The following is a 2488-nucleotide window of genomic DNA, read 5'->3' on the forward strand; positions in this document are numbered from 1 at the left end:
GTTGAATTATTAGTTAGAGAATGAATGCAACAAGAACAGTCGGCATGTTACTATTACTTTTATTTTGTATGTCATGTGGAAGAAAAGAACATGATAAACAAAATAAACGTATTGTACACGACCATATTGGGAGAGAAATGCTGTTTCCGAAGGATATAGTATATACTCGTTTTTTGAAAGACACGATAGATTATCGGATGCCGGAAAATGTTGAATATAAAGTAGTAGTTTATGTGGATTCAACGGGATGTACAGAATGTAAATTGAAACTTCAGGAATGGAAAGATTTCATTTCTTATATAGATACGTTGTCAGGGGGAAAAGTGGCGTTTATGTTTTTTTATAATTTGAGCGATTATAAGAAAGTAGGGTTTCGCCTGAAACATGAAAATTTTGATTACCCAGTTTGTTTGAACAGAAGTGAAGAGTTGAGTCGATTGAATAATATTCGGGAAGGAGACCGAAATCATACGTTTTTGTTAGACAAGGAAAATCATATATTGGAAATCGGAAATCCAATGTTTGATTTGGAAATCCGTGATAAATATGTGGCGTATATGACGGATGACCGTGAATTGTTGTCTTTTATAGAAAATAAGACACAGGTAACAGTTGCGCGTCCTGTAATTGATTTGGGAAAGATCGATAAAGGAATGGAGAAAGAAGTCTCATTTCTGCTGAAGAACACGGGACGAAATCCATTGACCCTATTTGAGATGCAGACTTCTTGCGGATGTACTCGTGCAACATACGATCAACGGACTGCATTGACAAATGAAGAGATTCTTGTAACGGTTAAAGTTGTAAAGGAATATGCAGGCTCTTTTTCAGAAACGATTTCTATCCGTTGTAATACGGATGATCCGATCTTTTTGGAAATCAAAGGGAGTGTTCAGTAAAAAAATAAATATGTACCAAAGATGATAAAAACGTATACATGTCTTTGTCTATTTACTTGTGTGTTGATTCGCCTCTTCCTGGGTGAACCTTGCTACATCCCATCCGAAAGTATGGAGCCGACTCTATGTACCGGTGATTGGGTTTGGGTAGACAAAGCCTCATACGGGCCTGTGTTACCTGACCGTTTTGCCGATATTCCTTTGTTGAATGTTTTCACCTGGATTACGTTTTTGCGTGAGAAGGATTTGAAAAACAATTGGAATTTGGGACGTATGGTGGGATGGCGAGAACCGCAAGAAAATGATATCGTTGTTTTTCGTAGTCCTGAAAACCGGAATATGCTTTTGGTAAAGCGGGTAATCCGAATAACAAGGCGAGAAGGCATAAACTGGTACTATATGATGGGAGACAATAGCAGTAACTCAGTGGACAGTCGCTTTTTCGGGGAAATACCTGAGGGGTTGATTGTCGGCAGGATCAGTCGGGTATTGTTTTCTGTAAAAGATAAAAAGCGCATATTAAAAAGAATAGAATGATGAAAACGGACATAGATTTAATACTACCTGTTTATAACCCGGATAAAGGTTGGGAGTTAACCGTTGTCTCGAAATACAAGGAACTGAATGCATTGTGGAAACATGTTGATATTCATCTGTATTTAGTAAATGACGGTTCGACAAGAGGTGTTGAAGAAAATGTTATCAATTATATCCGGCAAAACATACCGGAAGTCCATATTTTAAGTTATTCGGTCAATCATGGAAAAGGTTTTGCTTTGCGTAAAGCCGTGTCTGCGTGTAACTCTGATTATATCCTTTACACGGATCACGACTTTCCTTATACGCTTGATTCTATGTCAAGGGTATTGGAAATGTTACAGCGAGGAGTTGATGTGGTTGTATCGACTCGGGATAAGGCTTATTATGATTGTTTACCGTTTTCTCGTCGTTTAATCTCCCGATTTGTTCGTGGCTGCAATCGTTATTTATTGCAAATGAACTATTCGGATACGCAAGCCGGTTTGAAAGGGTTTAGCCGCAAAGGACGTACTGTTTTCCTTTCTACTTGTATAAATACATATCTGTTTGATTTGGAGTTCGTTTACAAGGCATGTCATCATCCGGATTTGATCATGGAGGAGGTTCCGGTGAAGCTTAGAGAGGCTGTCTGTTTTTCGGTATTTGGCTTTGAAATTTGTTGGAAGGAACTTTTACGGAGTTTATATATGAAAAGCAGTGAAAGATGGAAATATAAATTTGGCGTATTACCTAAAAAATAAGATTATAAGAGATTGTTTAATTTTTGTAATACTGTTTGTATGTTCTTGTTCAGCATCCCGAGTCATGAAACGGAATGTACAATTGAACGCTTTCCCGATGATCCATAAAAGCATTCCAAACCGTCTGTTTTATTCGTCGAACGGCTTGAATGAAACAGACGGAAGGGAACTGAAAATATTGGGAAATACAATAATTGAAAAAAGTTTCCTTTTAGCTCAGTAGTTTTCCCGAGTTGTTCGTTTAGTATAGGTAATCATTGTTGTCCCATTAAAATCTAAAAGAGTTCTTTGAAATATTTGAAATTTAGT

The 2488-nt window shown here is 37.3% G+C and carries 4 protein-coding genes; all 4 read left to right on the forward strand.

Annotated elements, in window-relative coordinates; genetic code table 11:
• Positions 1-173: 173 nt before the first annotated feature.
• On the forward strand, positions 174-899 hold the full coding sequence (locus KTG12_RS21065) for a DUF1573 domain-containing protein (protein WP_182430167.1): 726 nt from the start codon (positions 174-176) through the stop codon (positions 897-899).
• 21 nt (positions 900-920) lie between these two features.
• A complete protein-coding gene (gene lepB / locus KTG12_RS21070; RefSeq protein WP_075967666.1) occupies positions 921-1436 on the forward strand; it encodes a signal peptidase I in 516 nt (171 codons plus the stop codon).
• Positions 1433-2179 (forward strand): glycosyltransferase, encoded by a 747-nt coding sequence (locus KTG12_RS21075; RefSeq protein ID WP_216945539.1) that lies wholly within the window; start codon positions 1433-1435, stop codon positions 2177-2179. Before lepB ends, KTG12_RS21075 begins: the two co-directional genes overlap by 4 nt.
• A 64-nt stretch (positions 2180-2243) precedes the next feature.
• Positions 2244-2402 carry a hypothetical protein gene (locus KTG12_RS21080; RefSeq protein ID WP_167369895.1) on the forward strand — a complete coding sequence of 53 codons (159 nt, stop codon included), beginning with the start codon at positions 2244-2246 and terminating at the stop codon, positions 2400-2402.
• The last annotated feature ends 86 nt before the right edge of the window (positions 2403-2488 follow it).

Source organism: Parabacteroides sp. MSK.9.14 (genome assembly GCF_019041495.1).
GTDB lineage: Bacteria > Bacteroidota > Bacteroidia > Bacteroidales > Tannerellaceae > Parabacteroides > Parabacteroides merdae.